The organism is Actinoallomurus acanthiterrae (genome assembly GCF_054775715.1).
In genome coordinates, this window is the sequence record NZ_BAAHCO010000001.1 from 12,070,029 (window position 1) to 12,093,384 (window position 23,356).

Here is a 23,356-nt window from a genome sequence, read left to right on the forward strand (position 1 = left end):
CGGCGACGGCCACCGCGCACCGCCCTGGTGTCCGCGTTCTCGGCCACATGACGATCAGGCTCCTACGAGATCGGCCGCACGGTGGATGCGACGGATGACAGATCCGCACCCCATGCTCTCGCGCGATCACCGAGAGACACGATCGATTCCGGTCACGACAACGTCAGCAGCCGGAAAGGGAACGTCGTGAGCCCCGCGATCCACCGACGAAAGATCCGTCTCATCCCCGTTTGTCGGCGATCTCACTAAGATCATCTTCGCTCGAGATCACGCCGTCTCGTCCGACGGCGCCGTTACCCCCCACTTTCAGGAGACGTACGGGTGCGAAGAATGACGGCGGCGATGGCCGCCCTGATCGCCGGTGCCACGGCCATGGTCGCCGCCCCCGCGACCGCCGGCGCGGCGTCGAAGCCGGCGGCCCTCTCGTGGCACGACTGCGGCGGCACACAGAAGTCCGACTGCACGACGATCAAGGTGCCCGTCGACTGGGCGAAGCCGAAGGGCGCGACGTTCGACCTCGCGGTCGGCCGGCTGCCCGCCCTCGACCCGAAGCACCGGATCGGCATCCTGCTCGTCAACCCAGGCGGGCCGGGCGTCTCCGGCATCGACTCGTACATCATCGGCCGGAACATCGCGGACGACAGCGTCCTGCGGCAGCGGTTCGACATCGTCAGCTGGGACCCGCGCGGCGTCTCGCGCAGCCACCCGGTCCAGTGCAGCAAGGACCTGCTCGACAAGGCGCCGACCGACTTCCCGAGCACGCAGGCCGAGTACAAGAGCCTGCTGGCCTACAACGCGAAACTCGGCGCCGACTGCCGCGCCGACACCGGGCCGCTGTTCGACCACGTCGACACGGTCAGCACCATCCGGGACATGGACTCCATCCGCGCGGCGCTCGGCGAGAAGAAGATCAGTTACTACGGAGGGTCGTACGGGACGCAGATCGGCCAGCAGTACGCCGAGCTGTTCCCCAGCCGCATCCGCGCGATGACGATCGACTCCAACATGGACCACAGCATCACGTCGGCGTACCGGTACCTGGAGACCGCGACACGTGACTTCGAGTCGTCGTTCAACGCCTTCGCCGACTGGTGCGCCCGTACGAGCGGCTGCGCGCTGCACGGCCAGAACGTCCGGGCCGTGTGGGACGGCCTGTACGCCAAGGCCGAGAAGGGCACGCTGACCGAGCCGTCGGACGGCCAGAAGATCACCCCCAACGGGCTGCGTGAGATCGCGTTCAGCCCGATGTACCGGCCGGGCGAGCGCTGGGCGATGCTGGCCAACCACCTCGCGGCCCTCGCGGACGGGAAGTCCACCGCCAGTGCGCTCTCCTCGCCCGCCCGGCCCGCCCACGCGGACCTGGGTGAGAACTCCTACCAGGCCATCTGGTGCCAGGACTGGAAGTGGCAGGTGAGCGGCTTCGCCGAGCTGCAGCGCTACCGGAAGAACCTGGCGAAGATCGCACCGCACACGCGCATGTCGCAGTTCTGGAGCGACATCACGAGCTGCCTCGGCTGGCCGTCGAAGGTGACGAACCCGCAGCACCGCCTGTCGGTCAAGGCCGGGACGTCCATCCTGGTCACGGCGAGCAGGTACGACGTCGCCACGCCGCACGTGTGGAGCACGGCGGTGGCCAAGCAGATCCCCAGCGCCAGGCTCCTGCAGTACGACGGGGTCGGTCACGGCGACTACCGCAACAGCCCCTGCGCGAAGGGCTACATCGAGACCTACCTGACCTCGCTGAAGCTCCCCGCCGCGGGCACGCACTGCGCGGCCGTCTGGCCCACCGGCACCGCTCCGACCGTGAAGGCCGCCGAGGAGCCCTCGCGGCCGGTCCACTCGTAACACACGGCACCGAGGAGACCCCGGGCGGACGCCGCCCGGGGTCTCTCCTCGTCCGGGCGCGGACGTCAGGCGGATCGGGCGTGGTCGTCTCCGGCGATCGAGGCTCCCGCCTCGGGGTCGGCACCCTCGCGGAGCGGATCGGCCGGGCGCCGGCCCTCGCCTCGCCGCCACGCCTCGAACGCCGCCGTGGTGGCCAGCACGATCGCGACGCCGAGGATCCAGCCGGCGACGACGTCGCTGACGTAGTGCACGCCGAGCAGCACGCGGCACATCCCGGACACCACGCTGAGCACCGCCGCGGCCGTCCAGGCGACCGCACGCCAGGCGCCGCGCAGGACCGGCAGCACGATGAGCACGATCGTCGCGGTGCCCACCACCGTCATCAGCGCGTGCCCCGACGGGAAGGACGCCCCGCCGGAGTGCGCGATCGGGCTGAGCAGCGTGGGGCGCGGCCGTCCGACAGCCGTCTTGAGTCCCGCGGACACAACACCCGCCACCAGCACGTTCACGGCGGCCCACGCGGCGAGACGCCGCGCGCCCCGGACGAGCAGCCACACCGCCAGCGCCAGGACGATCACGCGGAAGACCCAGGGGTGGAAGACGTACGCGGTGGCCCGCAACGGCCCGGCCAGCGCCCGGTGCCGCAGGACGAAGGTGTTCGTGTCGACGGTGGCGACGTCGTCGAGATGCCGCAGCGGCGCCCACCGGGCGTTCACCAGGGCCAGCAGGACGACGAAGGGCACCGCGACGAGGAACACGGCGGCGCAGGCCAGCGTCAGCCGCAGGCCGAGCCGCCCGTCGGGGCTGAACCGCCGGCGCGTCCACCGGCGCACGCTTTTCGGCCACATGTCCGAGCCCCTACCCTCCGCTCTCCCGCCGTACCGCATCGCACTGTCCCTCCTGAAGAGGAACGTACGACGTGGCACCGGCGTCGCCGGCGAGGACTCGCGGCGATCGGCACCGCCCGGCGGCAGGCGTACGCGCGGCACCGGCGTCCCCCATCAGAGGACCCGAAACGTACGGCACGCCGTCGGCACCGCCCGGCGGACGGGTCAGTGTCGCTCGGTGGGGACCCGAGACGTACGGCCGGCGTGGTGCCGTCCGGCGGCGGGGGTCCCGACGTCCTCCAGGCCGCGCCGGATGCGGGGCAGGTCGAGGAAGCCGGAGACCAGCAGTGCGGCGGTCACCGCCGTCAGGCACCCGCCGACGACGTCGAGCAGGTAGTGAACGCCGAGGTACATGCGGGCGACCGCCACGACGCCGGCGAAGATGACTCCGGCCGCCATCGCCACGGGCCGCAGTGCCCCGCGTACGAGCATGCCCAGCAGCAGCGCCGCGGCGGCGGCGACGGTGGCGTGCCCGCTCGGGAAGCTCATCGCGTTGTCCGGCAGGATGAGCCACAACCGCCTCGGCGGCCGGTGCTCGGCGACCAGGGTCTTCACCGCGAAGGCGATCGCCAACGCGCCGACCATCACGCAGGCGGTCAGTAGCGCGTCGCGGCGGCGCCGCAGCAGCCACAGCACCGCGGGCACGACGACCGCGGCGACGAGACCCACCTCCGCCTGAGCGGCGAGCGTGGCCGCTTTGGCGACCAAGGTGAAGACCGGCGCCCGCAGCGTGGCGAGACGCTCGTCGAGCCGGATGTCGGCTCGGGTCAAGGTCGACGTCTTCGCGATCAGGCCCAAGGCGGCCACGGCCACCAGGAGCAGGACGCCACCCGTGATCTTCCCCCGGCTCGACACGTTCCGTCCTTCCGCTCGTTCCAAGACGTTCATCGCGCCTTCATGATCAGGACACGTTATCGCCGCAGTCGGCGTGGTGCGCGGCAGACGCGGCACGCGGGGTGAGCGATCGACGACATGCGCGGCCGGCTCGGGGTTCAGAAGGGATTCATAGATTCCTCTCAGCGAACGTAGCGGCGTCGCTAATACGGTCACCGGCCATGACCGAAACGGCCCTGTCCGGGTCCGACGCCCCCGCGGGACCACCCGCGCGGCCGTTCTTCCGCTCGGACCCCTCTGTCCTCCTGCTGGTGGCGACCGTCGTGGTGGCCGTCGCCGTCGCCCCGATCGAACTGTCGACCGCCTTCGGGCTGCCCGCCCACGCGCTGTTCCTGCACGTCCCCGTGGTGCTCATCCCCATCCTGGCGGGCGTCGTGATCGCCCTCGCGGTCCGCCCGGTCTGGCGGGTGCGGTACGGGCTCGCGGCGGGGGTCTTCGCCATCGTGACGATGGCGGCGACCATCCTCACCGCCGGCGCTGGCGAGAAGCTGCGCGACGAGCGGATGGCGCGGATGAAGCAGTTCGGCGGCGGCGCCGCCCGCGCGCCCCAGGGCGGCGCGCCCCGAGGCGGTGGCGGCGAGGCCTCGCTGCTGGAGCGGCACGCGGACCTCGGCGGGGAACTGCGCATGCTCGTGCCCCTGCTCACCCTCTTGCTGGTCGTCCTGGTGATCCTCGCGAGGTATCGCGCGGCCACGTCGGAGGGCCTCCTGGCCCGCCCCGTGATCGGCACCGCAGTGGCGGCCGTCGCCGTCGTGGTGGCGATCGTGTCCGCGATCTGGGTGGTGCGCGCCGGCCACCTCGGCGCGGAGATGACCTGGCACAGCGGTGACGCGCGGCCCACGGGAGGAGCGCCCCGTCCGGGATCGTGACCTCCGGAGATCGAACGCCGAGGACCGGGCCGGACCGACCGGCCCGGTCCTCGGCATGTCAGCCACCGGACACGCACTAGCCGCACCGACACCTCTGCGTCGCCACGCGTGTAGACCCGTGACGACGGTGGCAACATAGAGTCGTCGATTGAACACTCTTGGTAATTGATTGGAGGCGGGTTGGCCCGGAGGCGGCGAACGGGGGGCGGTGCGCTCCGGACGGCACGCGTGGCGGCCGTCATCCTGTGGGCGCTGACCGTGACCGTCGTCCTCCTCCTGCACGGCACGTCTCCACACGGCACCCACTCGGGGGGCGCGCTCGTGTCCCTCCGGGCCGATCGGCCGGCCCTCGACCTCTGCCAGGTCGCCCGGTCGGCGCATCACCTGCGCTCCGACCCCGGCGGCGGAGGCCGGCCCGTTCCGTGGGGCCACTGCGACGCCACCCTGCACCGTCTGCCCGCGCCGCCCTCCGACCATGGCGGCCAGCCGCTTCGGGGCTGCTCCGGGCCGTTCACCGAGGCGAACCCGGCCACGCGTTCGGCCGCGCCCCACCGGATCGCGCGGTCGACCCGGCTCGTCGCCGACGCCGCACCGGCCCGGCTGCAGGTCTTCCGCTGCTGATCGGCGGTCCTCCCGTACACGCGCGACCGTGCATGCGCGACCGTGCACGCACGCGTGACGGGAGCTCCGGTCACTTCACCCGTCAGCAGCGCGAAGGACAACACCATGCAGTCACTGATCGACCATGCCCGCAGTTTCCATCAGCAGGTCGCCACGCGGCGGGGGCAGTTCCCCCCACCTCAGCACGGCAGCAGGCCGCAGGCGATCTTCGTCTCCTGCTCCGACGCCCGCGTCGTCCCGGCGCTTCTCACCGGCTCCACTCCGGGGGACCTGTTCGAGCTCCGGACGGCGGGGAACGTCATCCCGCCCCACCGGATGGGACGGCTGACCGCGGAGGCGGCCACCCTCGAGTACGCCGTGGTGGTCCTCGGCGTCCCGGACCTCATCGTGTGCGGTCACACCCGGTGCGGCGCGGTGCGCGGCCGTACCAGCGGTCGAATCCTCCGTCAGGCCCCGACCACGCGATTCTGGCTGTTGCACACGCACCGGTGGCGCGGGATCCCCGAACAGGCCAAGGAGGATCCGGGGCGTTCCCACCTCGTCGCCCAGCTGGACAAGCTCCGGCGCTATCCGTGGGTGGCGCGGCGCCTCGCCAACGGCACCCTGCGGCTGCACGGCTGGTTCTTCGACGTCGAGACCGGCGCGGTGTGGCGGCACAACCCGGACACGGATGCCTTCGTGCCCCTGTGACCCCCGGCCGGCGGCCCGCGCCCTTCCGCCTCAGCGGCGTTCGCACCACCCGAGAGTATGCTCACAACGTAACGGATCAGTTACAGAGAGACGCCATCGGCGGGCTCGGCTCCCGCCCGGCCGTCCGGCTCGCCGGGGACGGCCAGGAAGGGCCGGGCGGCCCGGGGCCCACCGCGTCGTCCGACGCCGGTGGGCCCCGGCGGCCGACGGCCGGGGCCCGTCGGGGGGCGGGCGGGGGGTGCCATGTTCGGGATCCACAACTCGGTGACGACGGCGTCGCGGCGTCCGCTGCTGCGCCGGCTGGCCGCGCACGAGTCGCCGCTGCGCCGGATCGACTGGGTGCTGGTCAGCGCCGTGGTCATGCTGACGCTGATCGGCACGCTCCTGGTGTGGTCGGCGACCCGCCCGGCCCTGCTGAGCGCCGGCCGCGACCCGCAGAGCTTCCTCAAGAAGCACCTGCTGACGGTGGCGATCGGACTGGGGCTCGCCGCGGTGGTCGCGGCGCTGGACTACCGGCTCGTCCGCGCGTACGCCCCGGTCCTCTACGGCCTGTCCTGCGTCGGGCTGATCCTCGTCCTGACCCCGCTCGGCTCGACGATCAAGGGGCATCACTCCTGGATCGAACTGGGCGGTGGTTTCCAGCTCCAGCCGTCGGAGTTCGCCAAGGTCGGGCTCGTGGTGGTGCTCGCCGTACTGCTCGGGGAGCCGCGCGACGCCCAGACCGCGCCCGACACGCGCGACATCGTGGCGGCCCTCGCCCTCGCCGGACTGCTCGCCGCGTTGATCATGATGCAGCCGGACCTCGGGACGACGATGATCCTCGCCGTCGTCGTCCTGGCGATGGTGGCGATCTCGGGGGCTCCCAAGCGCTGGCTGCTGGCCATGGTGGGCGGAGCCGTGGGCGGCGGGGTCGCCGCATGGCGGTTCCACCTGCTCAAGCCGTACCAGATCAACCGGTTCATCGCCTTCGCCGACCCGGCGGCCGACCCCAAGGGCGCCGGTTACAACGCCGCGCAGGCCCGGATCGCCGTCGGTTCGGGTGGCCTGACCGGGCAGGGGTTGTTCCGGGGGCAGCAGACCGGCGGCCACTTCGTTCCCGAGCAGCACACGGACTTCATCTTCACGGTCGCCGGCGAAGAACTCGGTTTCCTGGGCTCGACGCTGATCGTCGTGCTCGTCGGCGTCGTGCTCTGGCGCGGCCTGCGCATCGCCGCCCTGTGCGCGAACGGCTTCGGGATGCTCGTCGCGACCGGCGTCGTGTCCTGGCTGGCGTTCCAGACGTTCGAGAACATCGGGATGACGATCGGCATCATGCCGATCACCGGGGTGCCTCTCCCGTACATCTCCTACGGCGGGTCGGCGACGCTCGCCAACATGATCGCCTTCGGCCTGCTCGAGGCCGTGCACCTGCGACAGCGGCGGTTCCGCTGACCCACGCCGTACGGCCCCGGCACCGTCGCGGTGCCGGGGCCGTACGAAGGTGTCCGATCAGGCGGTCTTCCAGAAGGCGCACTGGTGCTCGGTGGCGTCGTCGACCGCGCCGATCCGGGCCGGTGCCAGCGTCTGGACGTGACGCGCGCCGGGCGCGTACGCCGGCCAGCCGGGGGCGCCGTCGGCGAGCGGCGTACCGCCGTGGGCGAACGCCGTCCAGTAGCCGATCATCGTCGCCGCGAGCCTCCGCTGGGCGGCGGACAGGGTGACCGGGGTGCCGTCCGGCCGGTTCACGTCGAACAGGAAGGTCAGGTCGGAGATGTGCGAGGCGCCGGCCGGGAACCCGGCGGGGAAGGCCGTCCAGGTCGGCGCGTCCGGGTCGGCGAACTCGTACGCGTGCACCGGCGTACGGCGCGCGATGGCGTCCGCGTCGCGCAGGACCGGGCAGACGGTGGTCCGGTCGGTCTCGATCGCCGCCCAGGCCAGCGCCGGTGCCCACTGGGCGCCCGCGGCCGCGTAGGCGGACGGCGGGTAGTGGCGGCGCACCTCGGCCGCCCGCGCCCCGTACGCCTGGTCGGTGAGCTCGACGTACCGTTGCTCGGTCATCGGCGTTCCGCCGATCGCCGGGTTGACCAGGGCGGCGGTGACCATGCGCCCCTCGTCGCGGGTGTGGCCGATGACGACCGGCACCTTGGTGAACCTCCCGGCGCGGATGGCCGCCTCCGGATCCCGGGGCAGGGTCGGCGTGCCGTACGCCGCGCTGCCGAACTCCTCGGTGTGCGCCAGGAGCCGGTCCGTGCCGAGTCCGCGCAGGCAGGCGATCGCGTCCGCCTGGTCCTCGCAGCCAAGGGTCTTGGACAGTGCCCCGCCCTGCGCGTCGACCTCCGCCAGCGGCAGCCACTTGGTCGAATCCGTCGCCGCCGGGGCCGACTGTCCCGGATAGAGGGTGGGGGTGAAGCTGCCGCAGCTCGCGCTCTGGATGACGACCTTGTCGAACAGGCCTTTCGCGGCCGGGGAGGTCAGTTGCGCGCACGTGCTCTTCGCTCCGGCGGACTGGCCGAAGAGCGTGACGTTGCGGGCGTCTCCGCCGAAGGCGGCGGCGTTCCGCCGGATCCAGCGCAGCGCCGCCTGCTGGTCCTGCAGCCCGAACGTGCCCGACCCCGGCAGCCCCGCGTGACCGAAGAACCCGAAGATCCCGAGCCGGTAGTTGACCGTGACCACCACGGCGTCGCCCTGCGCCGCCATCCGGCGCGGCTCGAACTGGCTGCCGGACCCGGTCGTCAGGTCGCCGCCGTGCAGGAACACCATCACCGGCTTCCTGCGCGCCGCCGAGGCGTCACGGGGCGTGGTGACGTTGAGGGTCAGGCAGTCCTCGCTGACCGTGCTGCCCACCGGCTTGTTGTACGGGCCCTGGGCGCACACCGGGCCGGGCTTCGTCGCGTCCCGAGGCTGGGACCAGGGGGTCGCCGGCCGGGGCGGCGTCCACCGCAGCGCGCCGACCGGGGGCGCCGCGTAGGGGATGCCGGAGAACTCCCGCACGTCCGATCCGGCCGTGCCCAGCACCGGACCGGACGTCGTGGTCACGAGCCGTCCGTCCTCCACCGTCCGCGGGCTCCCGAGGGCCGGGGCCGCCGTGAGCGCCGCCGCCAGCACGCCTGCCGATGCCGCGATCCCGATCCTGGCCGCGTTCCGCATGTTCTCGTTCGTCGTCATGACCGGAAGCCTGGGCGACGGCGCTGACCGACCATGGACCGTCCGCTGACAGTCGACGCACCGCCCTGTCAGCGAGCCCACCCAATGGACACGCCCTGGTGTGCGACGGCGTGTCGCGAGATCGTGGGGGCGACACCCCTGGAGGTCGGTATGGCGCGCGACGGGCGAAGGTTCTCGGTCAGGGCGACGGCGCACAGCCGGGCGGATGCCGCGACACTCTTCCGGCTGGCGGCGGACGGCGCCCGCTGGTCCGAGTGGGCCGGTCTGTTCGCGCCCCGGTCGTGGTGGGAGCGGCAGGGCGATCCGCCGCCCGGCGGGATCGGCGCGGTCCGGCGCCTCGGCCTCTGGCCGGTCGTGGTGCGCGAGGAGACGGTCGCCTACGAGCAGGACCGGCTGCACGGCTACGCGATGCGCACGCCCGTCCCGGTCCGCGACTACCGGGCGGAGGTGCGGTTCGAGCCCCGCGACGGCGGCGGCACGGACGTCGTCTGGGAGGGGACGTTCGCCGAGCTGATCCCCGGCACCGGCCCGCTGGCCGAGCGGGTGGTGCTGGCGATCGTCCGCTCTCTCACCCGCCGCCTCGTACGGGCGGCCGAACGCCAGGACGCCCTCAGGACACCGGGCTCCTGACCTCGGGCACACGGTCGAGCTCGACGCCGAAGTGGGTGCGGTAGGCGGCGAGCACCTCGGCGTCGTCGCCGAGTTCCTGTTTCGTGCGCTCCTCGCCGACCGTACGGGTGAGGGTACGGCCGCTGAGCGTGATCCGGCCCGTCCCGGTGAGCATCGAGCACACGAGGGACCGCGTGAAGTGCGACTCCGGCGACGTACGGTGCCACCAGCAGCCCGCGGCGAAGTCCCGGAGCGTGCGCGGGCGCGTCTCCAGGCGGTACACCGGCCTGCCGTCCTGCAGTACGTCGAGGTCGCCGTCGGGGGTCTCGACGATCCGGAAGACGCCCGCCGGGTCCGCCTGGTCGCCGCGCTCGTCGATCCGCAGGGGATGGTGGGAATGGCTGCCGAACCCGACGTCGGCCAGCCAGGGCCCGACCCGCAACGCCATGTGGTCGTACGGGATGCCGAGGCCGTCATCGCCGAACACCCGCGCGGCCAGCAGGGTGACGTCGTAGCCGAGCCCCGACAGCAGCGCCCCGAACGCCCCGTTCAGTTCGTAGCAGAACCCGCCCCGGTTCCGGTCGACGACCTTGGCGACCAGGGCCTCCTCGTCGAGGACGATGTCCTCACCCAGGTGGATGGCGAGGTTCTCGAACGGCACGGTGCGCAGGTGGCGCAGATGCAGGTCGCGCAGTGCTGCGGCGTCGGGCCGCGCGGGCCGCTCCGCGCCGATGCGGGCCAGGTAGCCCTTCACTCGGGTTTCGTCCATGCCCTCATTCATCCACGCCGAGACGGCGCCCCGCCATCGGCCGTGGGTCGTAGGGCTATTAGCGGAACAGCGCGCTCTTCGGGCCCATGATCATCCGGTCGTTGGGGACGAGGGTGCGCATGACGGCGCGCAGCTGCGGCTCCTTGATCGAGATGCATCCCGCGGTCGGGGTGACGCCGCCGACGTGGAAGAAGATCGCCGAGCCGTACCCCGCCTTGGCGTGCGGCCGGTTGTAGTTGATCACGACCGCCTGGTGGTACGGCCCGCGGCGCGCGGTGGCCGACAGGTCCTCGTCCGTGGAGCGGCACTTCGCCGCCGCGTAGTAGTCGTTGTAGTGGCTCTTGCCCGGCGTGGATCCCCAGCAGTCGCCGCTGCTGTGCAGGGTGCGGTACTTCAGCTTGGTTCCGGGGTTGCCGAGGCCGAACGCCTCGGTGAGCGTGAAGGAGCCGGTCGGCGACTTGCCGTCGCCCTCCCGCTTGGCGCCCGGCCGGGCGAAGGCCTTCGTCCCCGCGCGCCCCGTGGTGGCGCTGACCTTCTTCCAGGACTTCCCCTGCTTGACGCACTCGGTGACCACGACGTGGTTCGAGGAGTACGCCGAGGAGATCGCGAACACCACGTGCTTCGCGGACCCTGTGGAGTACTTCAGCCTGCCGTGGTTCGCGGCCGAGCACGGGTTGAAGGTGGCTGCCTGCGCGGCGACCGGTGCGAGAGCGGTGAGCGCGGCTCCGCCCGCGAGGGCGATCGATGCGAGAACGGCGGTTCGTTGCTTTTTCACGGTGAAATCCCCCAGCGTGTTTGCGACTGACAGCCTACGCATCGACAAGCAGCCCATCTAGGGTGTGGCCATGACGAATCTTCCGGAGCGGCGCGAAATGCGCATCTCCGACGCAGAGCGCGATCAGGTCGCCGCGGTGCTGCGGGAGGCGGCGGGAGAGGGTCGGCTGGACTTCGAGGAGCTCGACGAACGCCTCACGGCGGTCTACGCCGCCAAGACGTACGGCGAGCTGGAGCCCATCACCCGTGACCTGCCGGAACCCACAACCCGGCCGGCCGTCGCCCAGGGCGACCGGTTCGGAGGCACGCCCGGATCGCGGACGTTCCTCGGGATCATGAGCGGCTTCCAGCGCAAGGGCGCCTGGGTCGCTCCCGAAGAGCTCACCGCCGTGGCGTTCTGGGGCGGCGGGCAACTGGACCTGCGCGAGGCGCGGTTCGAGTCCCGGCAGGTGACGATCCGGGCGTTCGCCGTGATGGGCGGCATGGAGATCATCGTCCCGGAGGACGCCGAGGTCCACGTGAACGGCATCGGCATCATGGGCGGCTTCGACCACCGCGCGAGCGGCGTGGGCGCCCCGGGGGGACCGAAGATCGTCATCACCGGGTTCGCGTTCTGGGGTGGGGTCGGCGTGACCCGCAAGGCGAGCGACGCCGAGCGGCGCCGCAAGCTGGAGGAAGGCGACGCCGAACGGCGTTCCATCGAGGACTGAGCCCGGCGCGCCCGGCTCCGTTCGGCCGGCCCCCGGCGGCCCGACTGAGCCGGGCGCGCACCCGGCAAGTGCCGTACGCGATGCCCAGTGAAGGCCCGCTTTCGTGGCGGCCCTCACCGAGCACCGATGGCTCACTCCTGCGGACGCGCGTGCCTCGGCAGCAGGAACACCGCGAGGAAGGTCAGGCCGAGCAGGCCGGCCTCCACCCACAGCGTCAGCTTCATCGCCCCGGTGAACCCCTTCCGCAGCGCCGTCCGCCCGACCTCGGCAGAGGCCCGCTGCGCCGGTACGCCGGCCGCGCGCACCTGCCCCTCGGCGCGGAGGCAGGACGCCGGGACGGACTCCGCGTCCTTGGCCACCGCCCGGTCGTGGCCGCAGTCGCGCAGCGCGGCGACGAGCTGGTCCCGCTGCGGGCCGGAGACCCCGGCCGCGGCGAACGCCTTCGGCGCCACCGTGTCGGTCGCGGCGGCGACCTGGCCGCCGAGGATGCCGAAGAAGATGGTGCCGAGCACGGCGACGCCGAGCGAGCTGCCGAGCTGCTGGATCGAGGTGAGCGCGCCGGACGCCGAGCCGGTCTCGTGCTGCTCGACGCCGGCGAGCACGATCTCGAAGAACGGCCCCATCAGCAGGCCCATGCCGGTGCCGGTCACGATGAGGGCGGGGATGAGCTCCCACGGGCTGACATCGGTGCCCGCCAGGCGCAGGGTCAGGATGATGCCCACGACGCCGAGCGCCATCACGAGCGCGCCGACGTGGATGACCAGCCGGCCGAACCGCTGCACCGCCTGCACGACACCGAACCCGATGACGACGCCGACCGACCACGGCACCGTGGCCAGGCCTGCCCGCAGCGGCGAGTAGCCGAGACCGATCTGCAGGAAGAGGCTGAAGACCAGAGAGAACCCGGCTATCCCGGAGAAGAACACGACCCCGACGATCAGCCCGCCCGTGAAGCCTCGCTTTCGGAACAGGCTCGGCACGATGAGCGGATCGCCGCCCGCGCGCTGCCTGCGGCCTTCGTACCACCCGAAGAGGCCGAAGGCGGCGACCCCGCCCGCGAGCATGAGGAACGTCCACGCCGGCCAGTCGAGCTCGCGGCCCTGCAGCAGCGGATAGACGAGGAGCACGGACGCCGCCCCGGCGAACACCACGCCGACGAGGTCCAGCCTGGGCGGTCGCGCCGACCGGGACTCGGGCAGGAACCGCAGCCCGCCGACGAAGGCCAGGAGCCCGAGCGGCAGGTTGATGAGGAAGATCATCCGCCAGCCGGTGCCGAAGAAGTCGGCGTCGATCAGCCAGCCGGCGAGGATCGGCCCGCCGACCGATGACAGGCCCATGACCGGGCCGAACATGCTGAACGCCTTGGACATCTCCTCCTCGGCGAACATCTCCTTGATCATGCCGAGGCCCTGCGGGAGCATGACCGCCCCGAACAGCCCCTGCAGCCCGCGGAAGGCGACCAGCGTCTCCGGCGACTGCGCCAGCGCGCACAGCAGCGAACCGGCCGTGAAGCCGAGCGCGCCGATCAGGAACATCCGTTTGCGCCCGACGACGTCGCCCAGCCGCCCGCCGGTGAGCAGGCCGATCGCCATGGCGAGGGTGTAGGCGGCGCCCAGCCACTGCACCGTGCTGACGCCGCCTCCGATGTCGGCCCGGATCGACGGCGCGGCGATGCTCGTGATCATGGCGTCGAGCATGTCCATGACCTCGGCGGCCAGCAGGACGAAGAGCGCTGCCCAGCGCCATCGGTACGCGGCCGGGAGGGCGGCCCCGACCTGGGACTCATCGGTCGCGGTCATCATCTTCTCCGATCGACTACGCTATTGCTCGTTTTCAGAGAAGATATATCGCGTCCTTGGAACGATCAAGACATATCGCGTTTTACTCGAATCGACCGCCTGAGAAGGATCGCCGGGCGCACCACCCGGCAATCCCGTGAGAGCGCCGGCGCCGCGTCACGGGCCGGCACAGTAGTCGCGCAGACCCGTCTCGAGGAGGTCGAAGGCGCTCTCGGCGTCGGCCACCGCCTCGGGATAGACGTCGTCGGCGCTCTCACCATCGAGCAGACGGCGGACGTTCCGAGCGACAAGGGTCTCCCGCGCGCCGATGAACTGGGCCGCCGCCACGTGCGCCAGAACATCGGCCGACCCCGTGCACCTCGCCAGTTCCTCGCCGAGCAGTTGCCGACTGCGATGACCGAGGGCCAGCGCACGCTGAGCGAGGGACGGGGTGTCGATGAGGAGACGCTGCACCCCGAGCACCCCGGGGAAGTCGTTCAGGCCGGTCGCGGCGTCACGTTCGGCGAGCGCGGCCAGGAAGGCGTCGCGCAGCGCCGCCACTGCCGATTGCCCCGGAGCACGGTCGCGGACCACGCGCGCCGGTTCGCCGACGTGCTCCTCCATCGGCCGCAGCACGAGGTCCTCCTTGGTCGGGAAGTAGTTGAAGACCGTCATCTTGGAGACATCCGCCGCGGCCGCGATCTGGGCGACGGTGACGTTGTCGAATCCACGTTCGACGAACAGGTCGATGGCGGTCGACCAGAGCACACGGGCCGTCTGGAGCTTCTTCCGCTCGCGAAGTCCTGGGGTCGAGGTCATGGCCCGACTATACCCAGTCAAATATTAATCTGACCAAAAGTTTTGACTCAGTACAAGAATCTCCTTTACAGTCATCCGCATGACAACGCTCTCCTCGCAGAAGCGCCGGAGCGCCGCCCTCGCGTCGCTGCACCGCCGTCCCGTCCTCACCGCCGTGATCTTCGCCGTGACCGCCGTGGTGAACCTCGCCCAGCTCGCCGTGCCCCGGCTGCTCACCGAGCTCCACCGGACTCCGGCAGAGGTGCACGGACAGTGGTGGCGGGCGTTGTCCTCACTTTTCGTGCAGGACGGAGGCATCGTCGGAACCGCCTCCAACCTCGCGTTCCTGGCCGTCATCGGGGCGGTGGCCGAGCAGGTGCTCTCCCGCCCCCGCTGGCTCCTGCAGTACTTCGGCGTCGGCATCGCCGCCGAGTTCATCGGCTACGCCTGGGATCCGGTCGGCGGCGGCAACTCCATCGCCGTGTGCGGGCTCGCCGGCGCCGTCGCGTTCGCGCTGTGGCGTGGCGACCCCCGACTGCCCGCCTTCACCTCCCAGGCTCAGATGATGTGGTGCGGCGTCCTGATCGGCACCATCTCCTCCGGACTGCTCATCCCCGGTGTCATCGGTGGCGCGGTCGCCGGCAGCCTGGCGGAGCGCGGCATGCGGAACGGCGTCCCGGTGCACCGCGTCCTCGCCGCCGCCACGCTGGTCGCCGCGATCGTCCTCGACGTCTTCCAGAACATCCACGGCGGCGCGCTCACCCTAGGCCTCGCGCTCGCGCTCGTCACCGGGCTCCCCTACCACCGAAGCACGCCCCAGAGCGTCGCCCCCGCACGATGACCAGTGGGGCGGTCGTACGACCCGGAGACGAACCTTCAGCGTTCGAGATCGGTCAGGTGCGCGGCGGCCTCGTCGATGGCGTCCTCGGCGAACACCGCGATCCCATGGCGTTCGAGCAGGGCGGTCGTCACGCCTTCCCCCGGAACGGCGGCACCGCTGAAGGTGCCGTCGTAGACCCGTCCGACGCCACAGGACGGGCTGCTCTCCTTGAGGATCGCCATGCGCACGCCGTTCACGCGCGCCTCCTCGAGGGCCTGCCGCGCGCCCTCGAGGAAGTAGGTCGTGACGTCCTCGCCGCCGGGTGTCACCACCCGGGCCCGCCCGTCCAGGACGTCACCGCCGAGGCCGCCGCGGATCTCGGCGGGCGGACGCGGCACGGGCAGCCCGCCGCGCACCTCGGGGCAGACCGGCACGAGACGCCCCTCAGCCCGCCACCGCTCGAACAGGCGGTGGTCACTGCGCTTGCCGGTGCCGTCGTACCGCACCGGCCGGCCCAGGAGGCAGGCGCTGACGAGGATGCGTTCCATCACGTCAATCCTAGGTCGACCCAGGAATACACGGATGTGACCACGGTCTCATACCTCGTCGTCACCTGGTTCTGCCAAGCTTGCGATCATGAGTTCGATGCAGGCGGATCTCCGGCGGGGACTCTCCTTCGTCCGCAGGGTCGGCAGAGTCGATGAGGCCGTCGTCGAGCCTCCGCTCCCGCCCGCGCGGGTCGTCCAACTGCCCCGGCGCGGCGAGGTCACCGTACGGGTCATCGAGGGCCCGGCGCCCGTCCTCCTGCTGCACGGCTGGGCGCTCACGGCCGACGTCAACTTCTGCCATCTCATGCCGCACCTGTCCCAGGGCATGGTGGCGATGGACCACCACGGGCACGGGCGAGGGCCGAGCCGACCCGGGAAGTTCCGCGTCGACGCGGCGGCGGACGACCATGCCGCGCTGCTGGACGCGCTGGGGATCGAGGAGGTCGTCGTGTGCGGCTTCTCCCTCGGCGGCCCGGTGGGACTCGAACTCGCGCGGCGCCACCCGGACCGCGTCGCCGGACTCGTGCTGCAGTCCACGGCCCTGCGCTTCGACAGCCCCACCGACCGGGTGACCCGGCCCCTGCTGAAGGCCGCCCGGCCGCTGACGCGTTTCGACATCGGCCGTACCGCCCCGCTGCGCTACTTCAGCGACACGCGCAAGCGCAGCGCGGAGACCGAGCGGCTGTGGCCCTGGCTGCGCCGCGAGCTCGTACGGGCGCATCCCCGCGCGATCGTGGACACCATGCTGGCCGAGTACGAGTTCGACTTCCGTCCGCACGCTCCCCTGGTCGCCGGCCTGCCCACCGCCGTCGTGGTGACGACCCGGGACCGCGCGGTGCCGCCCGCCGACCAGCGTGAGATGGCGCGGCTGCTGGACGCCGAGGTGCTCGAGATCGACGACGACCACGACGTCTTCCTCGCCGACCCCGAGACGTACATCGCCACGACCCTGGAAGCGATCCGGCGCGTCAGCGCCTGAGGTCTCACCAGCGGGCCGTGGTGTTCGTCAGGTACTCCGAGGTGAAGGCGGTGCGGTCGCCCGCGCGCGTGCCCGGGACCGGGAACAGCCGCGCGGACAGCGGCTTGCCGAGGCGTACGGCCAGGGCGGTGACGTCCAGGAGCAGCCGGGCGAGGGCGTCGGGCGAGGAGTCGCCCGGCAGCGGCACGGTGTCCAGGCCGGTGCCGCAGACCGAGGAGTACGCCAGCAGGTCGTGCAGGCCGATCCGGCCCTCCTCCCAGCGCCGGGCGAGGACGACATCCTCCATCACCGGCAGCATCAGCCCGTTGTAGCCGCAGGTCGGCAGGCCGGTGCCGCGCAGCCCAGCGGTCAGCGCGGCGGCGACGGCGAGCGTGCCGGGCGCGCCGAACTCCCCGGTGATCTCCTCGAACGCCGCGCCGATGCTGTCCGTGCCGTTCGGGGCCGGGGACAGGTCGATGCCGCCGAACCGCACCCCGAGCTCGGCCGCCACCCGCTCGGCGAGGCGGACCACCGGCGTGGCCTCCTCGGTGAGGGCCGCGGCGAGGCGTTCGGTCAGGCCGTCCAGTCCGTCCAGTCCCCCCTTGGCCGCGCCGACCGCGATGCTCGCGCCCTGCAGGCCGACCGTGAGGTTCGCCGTCCCCTCGTGGTAGGCGGCGGGGAAGAACGGGCCGCCCGGCGGGACGCACGCCAGCGCCGCGAACCGGAAGTTGCCGAAGCCCTCTTCCGTCTCGTTCGCCAGCCGCAGCATCGCCTCCGCCGCGGGCCGGGCCGCCGAGGTGTTGCCGTCGAGGCGGACGGTGAGGTTCAGGGCGTCGTTGCCGATGAGCAGGTCCGGGATCGTCTCGACGCCCGACGTCGCGGGGCCGAGCGAGCAGTACGTGAGGCCGGCGTCGTCGAGCGCGGCCTGCAGGTCACGCGCGTACGCGACGGTCGGCGTCATGTCGTCGAACACGGGACGGGTCGACAGCCGGAGGGTCTGCACCTCGTGACCCGCCTCGCGGAAGACCGCCTCCGCGCGGCGCAGCGCGTCCGCGCCCTTCGCGACGACGTCGGCGGCCAGCGGGTGCGGCTCGGGCACCCCGAGCGTGAGCGTACGGATCGGGACCATGCTCAAATGATGTCAAAGAACCCGTCGGCCACGAGATCGGGCAGCACCGCGAGGGCACGGTCCCGTACGGCTCCGGCGTCGGTCTCGGTGAGCTGGGCGATCGCCTCGAGCAGCGGGCCGAGGGGCAGGTCGCCGTCGCAGGCCCCGGCCAGCGCGGCCTCGACCGTGCCGACCTGCGCGACGCGGCGCAGCCCGTGCGTCTGCCGGAGCAGGATCCGCTCGGGGTCCTCCACTCCGGGCGGGCCGATCTGTTCCTGCACGATGCCCGGCGCGGTGCGCAGCGTCGTCGACGAGGTGAGCCGCGGCCGGGCCCGTACGACGTCGCGAACGTAGGCGCCGACCGGCTGGTCGACGGCGTGCCGCAGCTCCTCGACCCGGACGTCCGCGCCGCCGGAGTTGTGCAGGGTGATCCAGCCGAAGCCGATGCCGGTGACCTTGTGCGCCTCGAAGTAGTCGAGCCAGGCGTCGTAGCGCTGCCGGTACTCCGCCGAACCGGCGTCCCGGGAGTCGCGCAGCCACAGCTCGGCGTACTCCGCGGGGTCCTGGACGTCGCGTTCGACGACCCAGCCGTCGACGCCCTCGATCCAGTCCGCGACGCGTTCGCGCCAGTCCTCGCCCTCGACGTGCAGCCAGTTGGCGAGCAGCTGGCACCAGCCGTCCGGCGCGAGGTGGGCCGGCGCCTGCCGGACCAGCCGTCGGCAGAGCTCGTCGCCCGGCAGCCCGGACTCGCGGTATTCGAACCGGAGGTCCGGCGAGATCACGAACGGCGGGTTGGACACGATGAGGTCGAACGTCCGGCCCTCGACGGGCTCGAACAGCGAGCCGTTCAGCAGCTCGGCCTCGATCCCGGACAGCGCGAAGCCGAGCCGGGCGAGGTGGAGGGCGCGCGGGCTGACGTCGGTTGCGGTGATGCTCCCGGCCCGGTCCGCGAGGTGGACGGCCTGCACGCCGGATCCCGTCCCCAGGTCCAGGACGTCGCCCACCGGACCGCGGAGGACCAGCTGCGCCAGGTTGCCCGACGCTCCGCCCTGGCCGACGACGTGGTCGGCGCGGACCCGGTCGCCGCCCGGCCGCGCCGTCAGGTCGGAGACGATGTGGCCCCGGGCGGACGGCGGGTCACCGGGCACTCCGGACGCGGACTCCACCGGTTCGACGTGCAGGAGCGCGCGGACCTCTCCGCCCGACCGCTCGACCAGGCCGAGGGCGGCCAGGTCCTCGAACGGCAGGGCCGACTCCGGAACCGGCACCTGAAGCCAGAACAACCGGACGAGCGTCTCCAGGGTCGTGCCGCCCCGGGTGGCCCGCAGAGCCGGGACGATCTCGTCGCGGGCCAGCGCCGCCCCGCCGACCGGGCCGAGCAGGTGCCGGACCCCGGCGACGGTGTAGTCGGCGTGCTCGAACAACCCGCGCACGCGCTCGGCGGCGCCCTGGTCGACGGACATCCTCAGCCCAGGTACTTCACGAAGCCGTTGGCGAGGGCCTCGGCCATCTTCTGGCGGTCCTGCGGGCTCTTCATCTTCGCCGCGTCACCGGGGTTGCGCATGTTGCCGCACTCGATGAACACCGCCGGCCGCGTCGAGACGTTCAGCCCGCCGAGGTCGCTGCGGACGTCGATGCCGTTCTTGCCGAGGTAGCTGGAGTACGGGATGCCGGTGCCCTGGTGGAAGGCGTCGCGCATGTCCCCGCCGAGCCGCTTGGACGGCGCGATGATGGACTCGTTGTGGCCCTTGATCGGCGCCGGCTCGATGATGTGGAAGCCGTGGCCCTTCGCGGGCGCGCCGTCGCCGTGGATGGCCAGGACCGCGTCGGCGTGGGCGCGGTTGCCGATCCGGGCGCGCTCGTCGACGCACGGGCCGACGCCCGTGTCGCTGGAGCGGGTCATCACGACCTTGGCGCCCTTCGCCCGCAGGATCTTGGCGAGGCGGTTGGCGACGTCCCAGGTGAACGCGTGCTCGCTGTAGTCATCGTCGGTCGAGGTGCCGGTGGTGTTGCAGGCCTTCCACCCGTTGTAGACGTTGACCTTCTTGTTGATGATCTCCGGGTGCTTCGCGTTGCCGCCGTTGTGGCCGGGATCGACCACGATGACCTTCCCGGCGAGGGAGCCGTTGGACGCCTTGCTCGGGGACCCGCCGCCCGGCGACGGCTCTCCAGGAGCGATGCCGGGCTTGGAGGAGGACGCCTTGGTCGACGGCGGAGCCGCCGACGCCGAGGACGAACTCCCGGTCCCACAGGCCGTCAGCGCACCCGCGAGCACGGTCATGACCAGGGCGCTCAGCGCCCTGCCGGAACGAACCGTGGAATAACGCATCACGCCCAGTGTGCCAAACGCCGGGTAATGCCGTGGCCTTCCCCCGGAATCGCCGAGTGGCCGCCGCCGCTCCCTCCGCGCTGAGTCACGCGACGGCGGCCACGATCGGGCGGGTCAGCGGACGACGCTCTCCTTGCCGAGCAGGGCCGCGAGGGCCCGCGCCTCGTCCGCGTCCAGGCCGAGCACCACACGGGGCCGTCCCCACGGGTGGTCGATCGAATGGGCCACGTACCCGGCGACGGACTCGGTGACCTCCTCGATCAGGCCGCGGGCGTGCCGCCACTGCGACCACGCGCGCTCCAGCTCACTCGCCGCGCGCTGCGCGGATGACACCAACTCCGGATCACGCACGATCGGCCCCCAGGTTCCGGTGAATCGCCCAGCCCGCCGCCCGGCGGTCTCCGCCTCGGCGCCCCGGCCCTCCCCCCGGTAGGGCCGGCGACACTCCCGATGGCGACCCGCCGGGCGGCCGGTCACGCACCCATTAAGGCGGCCGTGTCGCCCCGCGGTACGGGGGTTCGGCGAGCCTTGGCGACGCCCTTACCCATCGGAGACCCCGCCGGGACCCGGCAGGCCCTCCAGGTAGATCAGCGATGCCGAACGTAGATCTCACGACGGCGCAACGCGCACGCCGAGCGCGCTGCGGGGCTCGGCGTGGGGGCTCGAGTCCTCGGCGTGGAAGCTCAGGTCCTCAGCGGGGGGCGGGGCCGGTGGTCGAGCGGATGACCAGGTGTGGTGTGACGAGGGTCTGCCGGGGGTGCCGGAACGGGTCCTCGATGCGGGCGCAGAGGCGCTCGGCCGCGACCCGGCCCATGTCCCGGCGGGGCTGGTCGACGCTCGTCAGGGCGATGTGGCGGATGGCGGCCAGGTGGGTGTTGTCGTATCCCACGATGGAGATGTCGGCGGGGACGCGCAGTCCGCGTTCGTCGGCGGCGGACAGCACGCCGGTGGCGACGAGGTCGTTCGGCGCGAAGATCGCCGTGGGGGGTTCGTCCCGGGCGAGCAGCTTCCGGGCGGCGCGGTAGCCGCCCTCTTCTGTGAAGTCGCCGGACTCCACGACGATCCGGTCGGCCAGGCCGTGCCGGCGCATCGCCGACTCGTACCCGGCCCGGCGGTAGTGCGCGGTGGTCGAGGGGGCGCCCTCGATGTGGGCGATCCGGCGGTGGCCCAGCTCGACGAGGTGGTCGACCGCGAGCCGGGCGCCGAGCTCGTCGTCGTCGACGACGATGTCGACTCCCTCGATGTCGCGCTCGCCCACGACGACGACGGGGACGTTCTTCGCCGTCTCGGTCAGGGTGTCCGGCACGACGCTGAGGAGGACGAGCCCGTCCACGCGCATCTCCAGGAACGCCTCGACGGCCTCCGCCTCGAACTGCGGGTCCCAGCGGCCGCTGCCGACCAGCATGCGCAGTCCCGCGCCGTGCAGGCTCTCCTGCAGCCCGTCGAGGAACTCGGCGAAGAACGGGTTGTGCAGGTCCGCGACCAGCGCGCCGATCAGCCGGGTGCGTCCCTCGACCAGGCTGCGGGCGACCGCGTTGGGGCGGTACCCGAGCTCCCGGGCCGCCTTCAGCACGGCCTGCCGTCGGGCCTCGCTGACGTGCGGCGACCCGCGCATGACGAGAGATACCAGCGATTTCGACACGCCGGCACGCTCGGCCACGTTACGGATCGTCGGCTTCGCCGCCGGCACCTTGGGCACGGCCGCCTCCTGGCGTGGGTCCTCGGGCATGGGGGTTCTCCTGTCCCAGCGACCGCCTGAATCAGGGACAGATACCGGCGGACCGCCGCAAGGGAGGAGATGCCATGATGCCCTTACATCGCCTCCGACGCCCGTGACACTGAGTAAGGGGCATACCCGAGAGGGATTTCGGGCCGGGTCACTACGTCGCGCCCCCGCGTTGACCAGCCCGCGAGGGAACCACCGGACGGAAAGCCCGCTCCGATACGCTTCCAATGTGGCTGATCGCGCAACCGCTCCGGAAGGCCAGGCGGGACCGCCCAGGCGTTCTTCCGGCGCGCGGCCGGGAAGGCGGCGCCTCAGCGTCGACGAGCGCCGCGAGGAGCTGATCTCGGCCGCCCTCGAGCTGTTCAGCGACCGGCCGCCCGAGGAGATCTCGATCGACGACGTCGCGGACGCCGCCGGAGCCTCCCGCGCGCTGGTCTACCACTACTTCGGAGGTAAGCAGGAGCTCTACCTCGCCGCCCTGCACACCGCCGCCCGGCAGCTGAACGATCTGCTCGAGCCGCCGACGGAGGGCCGGGGCCTGGAGCGGCTGGCGGTGTCGCTGCACCGCTACTTCGACTTCGTCGAGCACTACGCCGCGGCGTTCGTCGCGCTGCTGCGCGGCGGCCCGGCGTACCGGACCGGCGAGATCGGCGAGGTCATCGAGGGCATTCGCAGCCTCGTGATGAGCCGGATCATCGCCGCCATCGGCGTGGAGGAGCCGGGCCCCATCCTGCGCATCACGCTGCGCTCGTGGATGGCCTCCGTGGAGACCGCCGGCCTCGACTGGCTCGAACACCGTGACATACCCCGCGAGGAGCTCGAACGGCTCCTCGTCGACCATCACGTCGTGCTGCTGGACGTCGCCGCCCGGCACGACCCCGAGGTGGCGGCGTTGTTCGAACGCCTGTCCCGGGAATCCCGGACCGGCTGACCGCCCTCAGGTCGCGACAGCCCTCAGGTCCCGACAGGCACCGAGTCCTGACCGGTCCGAGTCCACCGACTCATGGGTGTGGATGCCCCGCCCGGTCTCGGGCGGGGCATCCATCACCTGGAGTCCGTGCAACCCCCCGGCACGGTCCCGAACGAACGGGACCGGTCGAACCTCACGGAATCTCCCCGACCTTTCGCGAGCGGCGGTGACCCGCCAGCCCGCGGCTCATGCGACACGCCCGGCGCCCTGCCGGCCGTGCGCCCCCCAGTCGAACCGTCGCCGACGGGTCCGTGCGGCTCGCCGACGACTGATCGGGGTCTCTTCCGACTACTCCGACCGCTGCTGCGGGATCCCCCCCAGCAGAGCGCGGACCTCGGCCTCGCGGTAGCGCCGATGTCCTCCCAGCGTCCGGATTGACGTCAACTTCCCGGCCTTCGCCCAACGGGTGACGGTCTTGGGGTCGACGCGGAACATCGTCGCCACCTCTGCCGGCGTCAGCAGGGGCTCGGCCTCTGGCGTACGAGCTGACATTTGTGCGGCCTCTCCTC

Annotated in this window: 24 protein-coding genes; 10 read left to right on the top strand and 14 right to left on the bottom strand. The window is 72.0% G+C overall.

The annotated features are described in order from the left end of the window. The first annotated feature begins 330 nt into the window (after positions 1 to 330). Positions 331 to 1,845, top strand: coding sequence for an alpha/beta hydrolase (locus ACYVF7_RS56835; protein WP_460358604.1), 1,515 nt, complete (start codon positions 331 to 333; stop codon positions 1,843 to 1,845). Positions 1,846 to 1,910: 65 nt separating this feature from the next. Here the strand turns inward: ACYVF7_RS56835 and ACYVF7_RS56840 are convergent, their stop codons facing one another. Then, positions 1,911 to 2,693, bottom strand: coding sequence for a phosphatase PAP2 family protein (locus tag ACYVF7_RS56840; protein WP_460356635.1), 783 nt, complete (start codon positions 2,691 to 2,693; stop codon positions 1,911 to 1,913). Between the two features lie 204 nt (positions 2,694 to 2,897). Beyond that, positions 2,898 to 3,587 (bottom strand): phosphatase PAP2 family protein, encoded by a 690-nt coding sequence (locus tag ACYVF7_RS56845; protein ID WP_460356637.1) that lies wholly within the window; start codon positions 3,585 to 3,587, stop codon positions 2,898 to 2,900. 200 nt (positions 3,588 to 3,787) lie between these two features. Between ACYVF7_RS56845 and ACYVF7_RS56850 the strand changes: the two genes are divergently transcribed. From ACYVF7_RS56850 to rodA, 4 genes are all read left to right on the top strand, one after another. Beyond that, positions 3,788 to 4,495 (top strand): hypothetical protein, encoded by a 708-nt coding sequence (locus ACYVF7_RS56850; protein ID WP_460356639.1) that lies wholly within the window; start codon positions 3,788 to 3,790, stop codon positions 4,493 to 4,495. Between the two features lie 228 nt (positions 4,496 to 4,723). Next, on the top strand, positions 4,724 to 5,116 hold the full coding sequence (locus ACYVF7_RS56855; protein ID WP_460356641.1) for a hypothetical protein: 393 nt from the start codon (positions 4,724 to 4,726) through the stop codon (positions 5,114 to 5,116). A 105-nt stretch (positions 5,117 to 5,221) separates the two neighbouring features. After that, positions 5,222 to 5,806 carry a carbonic anhydrase gene (locus ACYVF7_RS56860; RefSeq protein WP_460356644.1) on the top strand — a complete coding sequence of 195 codons (585 nt, stop codon included), beginning with the start codon at positions 5,222 to 5,224 and terminating at the stop codon, positions 5,804 to 5,806. 243 nt (positions 5,807 to 6,049) lie between these two features. Continuing rightward, positions 6,050 to 7,237 (top strand): rod shape-determining protein RodA, encoded by a 1,188-nt coding sequence (gene rodA / locus ACYVF7_RS56865; RefSeq protein ID WP_460356647.1) that lies wholly within the window; start codon positions 6,050 to 6,052, stop codon positions 7,235 to 7,237. 57 nt (positions 7,238 to 7,294) lie between these two features. On the opposite strand, the gene ACYVF7_RS56870 is transcribed toward rodA, so the two are convergent. Next, positions 7,295 to 8,950 (bottom strand): carboxylesterase/lipase family protein, encoded by a 1,656-nt coding sequence (locus tag ACYVF7_RS56870; RefSeq protein WP_460356649.1) that lies wholly within the window; start codon positions 8,948 to 8,950, stop codon positions 7,295 to 7,297. A 150-nt stretch (positions 8,951 to 9,100) separates the two neighbouring features. On the opposite strand from ACYVF7_RS56870, the gene ACYVF7_RS56875 reads away from it, so the two are divergent. Beyond that, a complete protein-coding gene (locus ACYVF7_RS56875) occupies positions 9,101 to 9,580 on the top strand; it encodes an SRPBCC family protein (protein WP_460356651.1) in 480 nt (159 codons plus the stop codon). Here the strand turns inward: ACYVF7_RS56875 and ACYVF7_RS56880 are convergent. Then, on the bottom strand, positions 9,561 to 10,328 hold the full coding sequence (locus ACYVF7_RS56880; RefSeq protein WP_460356653.1) for an arylamine N-acetyltransferase family protein: 768 nt from the start codon (positions 10,326 to 10,328) through the stop codon (positions 9,561 to 9,563). The two genes, ACYVF7_RS56875 and ACYVF7_RS56880, sit on opposite strands and share 20 nt — an antisense overlap. Positions 10,329 to 10,386: 58 nt before the next feature. Continuing rightward, positions 10,387 to 11,103 carry a L,D-transpeptidase family protein gene (locus ACYVF7_RS56885; RefSeq protein WP_460356655.1) on the bottom strand — a complete coding sequence of 239 codons (717 nt, stop codon included), beginning with the start codon at positions 11,101 to 11,103 and terminating at the stop codon, positions 10,387 to 10,389. A gap of 70 nt (positions 11,104 to 11,173) precedes the next feature. Here ACYVF7_RS56885 and ACYVF7_RS56890 point away from each other — a divergent pair, with 70 nt between their 5' ends. Next, the gene (locus tag ACYVF7_RS56890; protein WP_460356658.1) at positions 11,174 to 11,812 is read left to right on the top strand and encodes a DUF1707 SHOCT-like domain-containing protein; all 639 of its coding nucleotides are present in this window, start codon (positions 11,174 to 11,176) and stop codon (positions 11,810 to 11,812) included. A gap of 131 nt (positions 11,813 to 11,943) precedes the next feature. Here ACYVF7_RS56890 and ACYVF7_RS56895 read toward each other — a convergent pair whose 3' ends face one another. Beyond that, positions 11,944 to 13,611, bottom strand: a complete 1,668-nt coding sequence (locus ACYVF7_RS56895; RefSeq protein ID WP_460356660.1) for an MFS transporter — start codon at positions 13,609 to 13,611, stop codon at positions 11,944 to 11,946. Positions 13,612 to 13,767: 156 nt separating this feature from the next. Beyond that, entirely contained in the window at positions 13,768 to 14,409 is a 642-nt protein-coding gene (locus ACYVF7_RS56900; protein WP_460356662.1) for a TetR/AcrR family transcriptional regulator, read from the bottom strand. Between the two features lie 79 nt (positions 14,410 to 14,488). Between ACYVF7_RS56900 and ACYVF7_RS56905 the strand changes: the two genes are divergently transcribed. Continuing rightward, positions 14,489 to 15,229, top strand: a complete 741-nt coding sequence (locus tag ACYVF7_RS56905) for a rhomboid family intramembrane serine protease (protein WP_460356664.1) — start codon at positions 14,489 to 14,491, stop codon at positions 15,227 to 15,229. A 35-nt stretch (positions 15,230 to 15,264) separates the two neighbouring features. Here the strand turns inward: ACYVF7_RS56905 and ACYVF7_RS56910 are convergent, their stop codons facing one another. Then, on the bottom strand, positions 15,265 to 15,756 hold the full coding sequence (locus tag ACYVF7_RS56910) for a 2-thiouracil desulfurase family protein (RefSeq protein ID WP_460356667.1): 492 nt from the start codon (positions 15,754 to 15,756) through the stop codon (positions 15,265 to 15,267). Positions 15,757 to 15,844: 88 nt separating this feature from the next. Here ACYVF7_RS56910 and ACYVF7_RS56915 point away from each other — a divergent pair, with 88 nt between their 5' ends. Then, positions 15,845 to 16,735: an alpha/beta fold hydrolase gene (locus ACYVF7_RS56915; protein WP_460356670.1), complete on the top strand. Its 891-nt coding sequence runs from the start codon at positions 15,845 to 15,847 to the stop codon at positions 16,733 to 16,735. A 4-nt stretch (positions 16,736 to 16,739) separates the two neighbouring features. On the opposite strand, the gene ACYVF7_RS56920 is transcribed toward ACYVF7_RS56915, so the two are convergent. The 5 genes from ACYVF7_RS56920 to ACYVF7_RS56940 all read right to left on the bottom strand — a co-directional run bounded on the left by ACYVF7_RS56920 (position 16,740) and on the right by ACYVF7_RS56940 (position 21,880). Continuing rightward, positions 16,740 to 17,843, bottom strand: a complete 1,104-nt coding sequence (locus ACYVF7_RS56920) for a DUF711 family protein (protein ID WP_460356673.1) — start codon at positions 17,841 to 17,843, stop codon at positions 16,740 to 16,742. A gap of 2 nt (positions 17,844 to 17,845) precedes the next feature. Continuing rightward, the gene (locus tag ACYVF7_RS56925) at positions 17,846 to 19,285 is read right to left on the bottom strand and encodes a DUF7059 domain-containing protein (protein ID WP_460356676.1); all 1,440 of its coding nucleotides are present in this window, start codon (positions 19,283 to 19,285) and stop codon (positions 17,846 to 17,848) included. Between the two features lie 2 nt (positions 19,286 to 19,287). Further along, positions 19,288 to 20,151 (bottom strand): N-acetylmuramoyl-L-alanine amidase, encoded by an 864-nt coding sequence (locus tag ACYVF7_RS56930; protein WP_460356679.1) that lies wholly within the window; start codon positions 20,149 to 20,151, stop codon positions 19,288 to 19,290. A gap of 114 nt (positions 20,152 to 20,265) precedes the next feature. Continuing rightward, positions 20,266 to 20,502, bottom strand: coding sequence for a hypothetical protein (locus ACYVF7_RS56935; RefSeq protein WP_360888543.1), 237 nt, complete (start codon positions 20,500 to 20,502; stop codon positions 20,266 to 20,268). A gap of 340 nt (positions 20,503 to 20,842) precedes the next feature. Further along, complete coding sequence (locus ACYVF7_RS56940; RefSeq protein WP_460356682.1) at positions 20,843 to 21,880, bottom strand: LacI family DNA-binding transcriptional regulator; 1,038 nt, start codon at positions 21,878 to 21,880, stop codon at positions 20,843 to 20,845. Positions 21,881 to 22,106: 226 nt separating this feature from the next. Between ACYVF7_RS56940 and ACYVF7_RS56945 the strand changes: the two genes are divergently transcribed. Then, on the top strand, positions 22,107 to 22,808 hold the full coding sequence (locus ACYVF7_RS56945) for a TetR/AcrR family transcriptional regulator (RefSeq protein WP_433179525.1): 702 nt from the start codon (positions 22,107 to 22,109) through the stop codon (positions 22,806 to 22,808). Positions 22,809 to 23,135: 327 nt separating this feature from the next. On the opposite strand, the gene bldC is transcribed toward ACYVF7_RS56945, so the two are convergent. Next, positions 23,136 to 23,339, bottom strand: a complete 204-nt coding sequence (gene bldC, locus ACYVF7_RS56950; RefSeq protein WP_141956617.1) for a developmental transcriptional regulator BldC — start codon at positions 23,337 to 23,339, stop codon at positions 23,136 to 23,138. Between the last annotated feature and the right edge of the window lie 17 nt (positions 23,340 to 23,356).

Coding starts and splice junctions, on each gene's coding strand:
- ACYVF7_RS56890 (WP_460356658.1), top strand. CDS start 11,174: ATGACGAATCTTCCGGAGCGGCGCGAAATGCGCATCTCCGACGCAGAG.
- ACYVF7_RS56860 (WP_460356644.1), top strand. CDS start 5,222: ATGCAGTCACTGATCGACCATGCCCGCAGTTTCCATCAGCAGGTCGCC.
- ACYVF7_RS56900 (WP_460356662.1), bottom strand. CDS start 14,409: ATGACCTCGACCCCAGGACTTCGCGAGCGGAAGAAGCTCCAGACGGCC.
- ACYVF7_RS56895 (WP_460356660.1), bottom strand. CDS start 13,611: ATGACCGCGACCGATGAGTCCCAGGTCGGGGCCGCCCTCCCGGCCGCG.
- ACYVF7_RS56940 (WP_460356682.1), bottom strand. CDS start 21,880: ATGCCCGAGGACCCACGCCAGGAGGCGGCCGTGCCCAAGGTGCCGGCG.
- ACYVF7_RS56915 (WP_460356670.1), top strand. CDS start 15,845: ATGAGTTCGATGCAGGCGGATCTCCGGCGGGGACTCTCCTTCGTCCGC.
- ACYVF7_RS56850 (WP_460356639.1), top strand. CDS start 3,788: ATGACCGAAACGGCCCTGTCCGGGTCCGACGCCCCCGCGGGACCACCC.
- ACYVF7_RS56870 (WP_460356649.1), bottom strand. CDS start 8,950: ATGACGACGAACGAGAACATGCGGAACGCGGCCAGGATCGGGATCGCG.
- ACYVF7_RS56910 (WP_460356667.1), bottom strand. CDS start 15,756: ATGGAACGCATCCTCGTCAGCGCCTGCCTCCTGGGCCGGCCGGTGCGG.
- rodA (WP_460356647.1), top strand. CDS start 6,050: ATGTTCGGGATCCACAACTCGGTGACGACGGCGTCGCGGCGTCCGCTG.
- bldC (WP_141956617.1), bottom strand. CDS start 23,339: ATGTCAGCTCGTACGCCAGAGGCCGAGCCCCTGCTGACGCCGGCAGAG.
- ACYVF7_RS56835 (WP_460358604.1), top strand. CDS start 331: ATGACGGCGGCGATGGCCGCCCTGATCGCCGGTGCCACGGCCATGGTC.
- ACYVF7_RS56840 (WP_460356635.1), bottom strand. CDS start 2,693: ATGTGGCCGAAAAGCGTGCGCCGGTGGACGCGCCGGCGGTTCAGCCCC.
- ACYVF7_RS56905 (WP_460356664.1), top strand. CDS start 14,489: ATGACAACGCTCTCCTCGCAGAAGCGCCGGAGCGCCGCCCTCGCGTCG.
- ACYVF7_RS56925 (WP_460356676.1), bottom strand. CDS start 19,285: ATGTCCGTCGACCAGGGCGCCGCCGAGCGCGTGCGCGGGTTGTTCGAG.
- ACYVF7_RS56920 (WP_460356673.1), bottom strand. CDS start 17,843: ATGGTCCCGATCCGTACGCTCACGCTCGGGGTGCCCGAGCCGCACCCG.
- ACYVF7_RS56930 (WP_460356679.1), bottom strand. CDS start 20,151: ATGCGTTATTCCACGGTTCGTTCCGGCAGGGCGCTGAGCGCCCTGGTC.
- ACYVF7_RS56875 (WP_460356651.1), top strand. CDS start 9,101: ATGGCGCGCGACGGGCGAAGGTTCTCGGTCAGGGCGACGGCGCACAGC.
- ACYVF7_RS56880 (WP_460356653.1), bottom strand. CDS start 10,328: ATGGACGAAACCCGAGTGAAGGGCTACCTGGCCCGCATCGGCGCGGAG.